The organism is Amycolatopsis rhizosphaerae (genome assembly GCF_007713715.1).
Classification (GTDB): domain Bacteria; phylum Actinomycetota; class Actinomycetes; order Mycobacteriales; family Pseudonocardiaceae; genus Amycolatopsis_E; species Amycolatopsis_E rhizosphaerae.
Map to the genome: position 1 here is coordinate 1 of NZ_VJWX01000550.1, position 4,617 is coordinate 4,617.

Sequence of the window (4,617 nt, forward strand, 5' to 3'; positions counted from 1 at the left end):
CGTGCTCGGCGAGCACGGGGATCGGCAGCGTCTTGGACACCGAGCCCACCGCGACGACGAGCACGTCGTAGCCCACCTGCTCGACGTGGCCGCCCGCGACCCGCATCGTCACCGTCCGCTCGGTGCGGTCGATCCCGGTCACCTCGGCGGCGACCACGCGGCAGCCCGCCAGGACCTCGCGCAGCGGGACCACCACGTGCCGGGGTTCCACCGAACCGGCCGCCGCCTCGGCGAGGAACGGCTGGTAGGTCATGTAGGAGCGCGGGTCGATCACCGCGACGTCCGCTTCGCCCGGCTCGAGGTGCTTGCGCAGGTAGCGGGCCGCCTTGGCGCCGACATAGCCCCCGCCCACGATCACGATGCGTACCGGCTCAGCCATGGTCGTGCTCCTCCTCGTCCAACTGGTCTTCCGGGTAGCCCAGGCCCCGCTGCTGCTCGGCCACGTCCCCCGGGTCGGCCTCGGCCGGCAGCCCCGGCCGGATGCCGGTGGGCACCTCCGCGGCGATTTCCTGGCGTTGTTCGAGGACGTCCGGCACGGGCTGGAGCGGGTCGACGGGCAGCGTGCCGTCCTCGTCGAGGGCCTCGCGCAGGGATTCGTCGGGGTGGGTCACCTGATCACTCCTTCCGGCCGAGTTCGGCGACGGACTTGCGGACGGCCTCGGCCACGTCGGGGTGGCCGAGGGGCAGCGGGGCGGGAACGCGGTCCCGCGCGCCGCCTTCGCTGTGGGCGATCACGCGCACGTCGACGCCCGACCGTGCCAGCGCCGCGCGCCGGGGTGCGGTGTCCTGTTCCCAGTACTCGTCGGCGCTGGCACCGTCGCCCGCCTCCACATAGCCCGAAGCGGCGGGGTCGACCAGCAGAACCGCCCGGACGGCCTCGGGGTGGCGCTCGGCGAGGCCGAGCGCGGCTTCGCCGAACGGGCCGCTGGCCACCAGGTGCACCGAACGGCCGCCCACGGGCGGGTCGGCGAGGATCTCGTCGGCCTCGCTGAGACCGCCGTCGGCGGGCATGCGGCACCAGACGATGCGCCAGCGGTCGGCGAAGGGCCGCCAGGTCGCGGGCAGCCCGTCGTGCTTCGCCGCGCCCGCCGGGTCGAGCACCAGCACGATCGGCCCGTCCGGGGTACCTTCGGTGACGGCGGGCGGGCCCGCGGCCCGCACCGGGTCGGGGGAGTAGTCCATGGCCGCTCCTTTCCTCGGTGTCCGGCTACCCGGGGGCGCGCCCACTACACGCGATCTTGTTCGGATGGAGGGGACAACCATGCGAGACAACCGCTTTTCGGTCGTTGATCCGCACGAGGTCGCCGGCGACAGCGAGGCCGTACGGGCCGAGCGCCGGCGGGCGGTGCGGGCGGTGGCGTCCTCGGCGATGAACGCCGACGACTGCGCGCTGCTGCTGGACGCGCTGGGCCTCAGGCCCGCCGAGGGCGTGACCACCGTCCCGGCCCCGCGCCGCCGCCGCTGATCGCTCTGGCGGAGGGCTCGTGGTGTGGCCTCCGCCACAACCGCTGGGCGGCGAGCGGGGTTCGTGTTCGGGTGGCTGGTGAGGTACAAACCGTAGGCACCGGCGACCCGCAAAGGACTGTCATGGCTCTCGGCGACATCCCGCTCCGCACCCTGTCCGGCGAACCCGCGACCCTCGGCGGGCTCGGCCGCAAGGCCCTGCTCGTGGTGAACGTGGCTTCACGCTGCGGGCTGACTCCGCAGTACGAGGGCCTCGAACGCCTGCAGGAACGCTACGGCGACAAGGGGTTTTCCGTGGTGGGCTTCCCGTGCAACCAGTTCGCCGGGCAGGAGCCGGGAACCGCCGAGGAGATCGCCGAATTCTGTTCGGCCACCTATGGCGTCACCTTCCCGCTCTTCGAAAAGATCGAGGTGAACGGGCCGGGGCGGCACCCGTTGTACGCGGAACTGGTCCAGGTTCCCGACGCGGACGGCGAGGCGGGCGACGTCCAGTGGAACTTCGAGAAGTTCCTGGTGGACCCGGACGGCCACGTGGTGGCCCGCTTCCGCCCGCGCACCGATCCCGAGTCGCCCGAGCTGTGCTCGGCACTCGAAGCCATCCTGCCGTAGGCGTAGTCCCCCGGCGGGCCCTGAGCGTGGCCGCGGGGGTCAGAAGCGGCGCTTGGCCTCGCTGGCGGCCGGGCCGCCCGCCAGCTTGTCCAGCAGGCCGATGAGCTGTTCCTGCTCGTCCTTGGACAGCGACTTCGCCCAGGCCTGCTCGCGCTCGTTGTGCGCCTCGTACGCGGTGGTGATGGCCTCGTGCCCGGCTCCGGTGAGGCTCAGCAGCACCGCCCGCCGGTCGTGCGCGGACGGTGTGCGGGAGACGAGGCCGTCCCGCTCGAGGGTGTTGACCAGGGCGGAGACGGCGGCCCGGCTCATCCCGGACAGCTGGGCCACGCGCTTGGCCTCCATCGGGCCCGCCAGCCACAGCACGAACAGCACGCGGAAGCCGCCCCAGCTCCAGCCGCGGGGCCGGTGCACGGTGGATTCCCAGTCGTAGACGAGCGCGCTGGTCAGCCGGTGGAGCGTGAGGCCGAGGCGCATCGCCACCGGGTCGACCGCGGGGAGTTCCGCGGTGGTCTTGGCGACCGCGTAGTCCACGAACGTGAGGTAGTCGAGGTCCTCGGAGGCCACCGGTTCTGCGGGCATGAGCCCAGGCTAGGCCCCACCGGATAGTCCCCGGAACGACCATGGGTCCGTCACGTTTGTGTCATAGGCTTTCCTTCCGGGGTGAGCTGGGTTACCCTTTTGACGGCTTAATAATCAAACCTTTGATCACAGGGAGGTGATCGCGGTGTCCCAGAAGGCATTCGCGTCGTCGGCGGATCTCGGGGAAAAACAGCAGACGCTGGAGGTGCTCGCCGACGGGGTGTACGCGCTGACCGCGGAGGGCGACCCGAACGTCGGCGCCATCGAGGGCGAGGACTTCCTGGTCTGCTTCGAGGCGCTCGCCACCCCGGTCGCGGCGGGGGAGTGGCTGGCCAAGCTGCGCGAGCACACCGACAAGCCGGTCCGCTACCTGGTCCTTTCGCACTACCACGCCGTACGCGTGCTGGGGGCCGCCGCCTTCGACGCCGAGGTGATCGTCGCGCACGAGAACACCCGTGCCCTGGTGGCCGAGCGCGGCAAGGAGGACTGGGCCAGCGAGTTCGGCCGCATGCCGCGCCTGGCCAAGGGTGCCGACTCCGTGCCCGGCCTGACCTGGCCCACCCTCACCTTCTCCGACCGGCTGACCATCGACCTCGGCGGCGACCGCGGCGACCTCGTCCTCCAGTACTGCGGCCGCGGGCACACCGAGGGCGACATCGTCGCCTGGCTGCCCCGGCAGCGGATCCTCTACGCCGGTGACCTGGTCGAGGCCGAGGCCGCGCTCTACACCGGCGACGCGTTCCACCGGGACTGGTCCTCGTCCACTCTGGACCGGATACGGGAGTTCGGCGCCGAGACGCTGATCGGCGGCCGGGGCGGGGTGACCCGGGGCCGCGACGCGGTGGACGCCGCGATCGAGCAGACCCGCGACTTCCTCCGCGTGATGATCCGCGAGGTCGGTGCCGTCCAGGAAGCGGGCGGCACGCTCAAGGAGGCGTTCGAGCGCAGCCACGCCGCACTCGCCCCGCGCTACGGCCAGTGGCCCATCTTCGAGCACTGCCTGCCCTTCGACGTTTCCCGCGTGTGGGACGAGCTGTCCGGCATCGAGCGCCCGGTGATCTGGACGGCCGAGCGTGACCGCGAAGTGTGGGACCAGCTGCAGGACTGACGGCCGACCCGAGGACAGGGAGGAAGCTGTGCAAAGCGGCACAGTGGCAGTGGTGGGCAACGGGCCGGTCGGGCAGACCGCCGCACTGCTGCTCGCGAAATGGGGCATCCGCGTGGTCCTGCTGGACGGCAGGCCCGAGCGGGATCCGATCGGGTCGAAGGCGATCTGCCAGCAGCGCGACGTGCTCGACGTGTGGGAGGCGGTCGGGGCGGGCAGCCGGATCGCCGTCGAGGGCGTCACCTGGACCACCGCCAGGACCTTCTACCGGGACCGGGAGCTGTTCGCCTACAGCCTGGCCGATCCGGGGCGCTCGGCGTTCCCGCCGTTCGTCAACATCTCGCAGGCCCGCACCGAGCAGATCCTCGACGAGCTGATCGCGGACCGGCCGCTGATCGACGTCCGCTGGGGCCACCACGTGACCGGCATCGACCAGGACGGCGACGGCGTGACGCTGCACTGCGAAGGCAGGCCGCCGGTCCGCGCCGACTACGCCATCGCCTGCGCCGGGGCGAAGGGCGACGAGGTGCGCCGGATGCTGGGGGTCTCCTTCGGCGGGCACTCGTTCGACGACCGGTTCCTCATCTGCGACATCCGCGCCGACCTGCCCGGCTGGGCCGAGGAGCGGCGGTTCTACTTCGACCCCGAGTGGAACCCGGGCAGGCAGGTGCTCATCCACCCCTGCCCGGACTCCACCTTCCGCATCGACTGGCAGGTGCCCGGCGACTACGACCTCGAGGCCGAGGAGCGCAGCGGGGCACTGGACGCGCGGATCCGCGCGATCGTGGGCGAGCGCCCCTACGAGATCGTGTGGAAGTCGGTGGACCGGTTCCATTCGCGGGTGGTGGACCGGATGCAGG

8 protein-coding genes are annotated in these 4,617 nt (G+C 71.9%); 4 read left to right on the forward strand and 4 right to left on the reverse strand.

Features of this window, described 5'->3' with window-relative positions; all coding sequences use genetic code 11:
- From FNH05_RS32775 to FNH05_RS32785, 3 genes are all read right to left on the reverse strand, one after another.
- On the reverse strand, positions 1-379 hold a 379-nt coding region (locus tag FNH05_RS32775), incomplete at its 3' end, for an FAD-dependent oxidoreductase (RefSeq protein ID WP_186382851.1).
- Positions 372-611: a hypothetical protein gene (locus FNH05_RS32780; protein WP_144592723.1), complete on the reverse strand. Its 240-nt coding sequence runs from the start codon at positions 609-611 to the stop codon at positions 372-374. The genes FNH05_RS32780 and FNH05_RS32775, both read right to left, overlap by 8 nt.
- Positions 612-615: 4 nt before the next feature.
- The gene (locus FNH05_RS32785; RefSeq protein ID WP_144592724.1) at positions 616-1,182 is read right to left on the reverse strand and encodes a hypothetical protein; all 567 of its coding nucleotides are present in this window, start codon (positions 1,180-1,182) and stop codon (positions 616-618) included.
- Between the two features lie 79 nt (positions 1,183-1,261).
- Between FNH05_RS32785 and FNH05_RS32790 the strand changes: the two genes are divergently transcribed.
- Both FNH05_RS32790 and FNH05_RS32795 read left to right on the forward strand, forming a co-directional pair.
- Positions 1,262-1,465, forward strand: coding sequence for a hypothetical protein (locus FNH05_RS32790; protein ID WP_246128083.1), 204 nt, complete (start codon positions 1,262-1,264; stop codon positions 1,463-1,465).
- A 122-nt stretch (positions 1,466-1,587) separates the two neighbouring features.
- Positions 1,588-2,073 (forward strand): glutathione peroxidase, encoded by a 486-nt coding sequence (locus tag FNH05_RS32795; RefSeq protein ID WP_144592726.1) that lies wholly within the window; start codon positions 1,588-1,590, stop codon positions 2,071-2,073.
- A 39-nt stretch (positions 2,074-2,112) separates the two neighbouring features.
- On the opposite strand, the gene FNH05_RS32800 is transcribed toward FNH05_RS32795, so the two are convergent.
- Entirely contained in the window at positions 2,113-2,652 is a 540-nt protein-coding gene (locus tag FNH05_RS32800; protein ID WP_144592727.1) for a MarR family winged helix-turn-helix transcriptional regulator, read from the reverse strand.
- Positions 2,653-2,797: 145 nt separating this feature from the next.
- Here FNH05_RS32800 and FNH05_RS32805 point away from each other — a divergent pair, with 145 nt between their 5' ends.
- Complete coding sequence (locus FNH05_RS32805; RefSeq protein WP_144592728.1) at positions 2,798-3,760, forward strand: MBL fold metallo-hydrolase; 963 nt, start codon at positions 2,798-2,800, stop codon at positions 3,758-3,760.
- 28 nt (positions 3,761-3,788) lie between these two features.
- A partial coding sequence (locus tag FNH05_RS32810; protein WP_222426776.1) for an FAD-dependent monooxygenase occupies positions 3,789-4,617 on the forward strand: 829 nt, incomplete at its 3' end.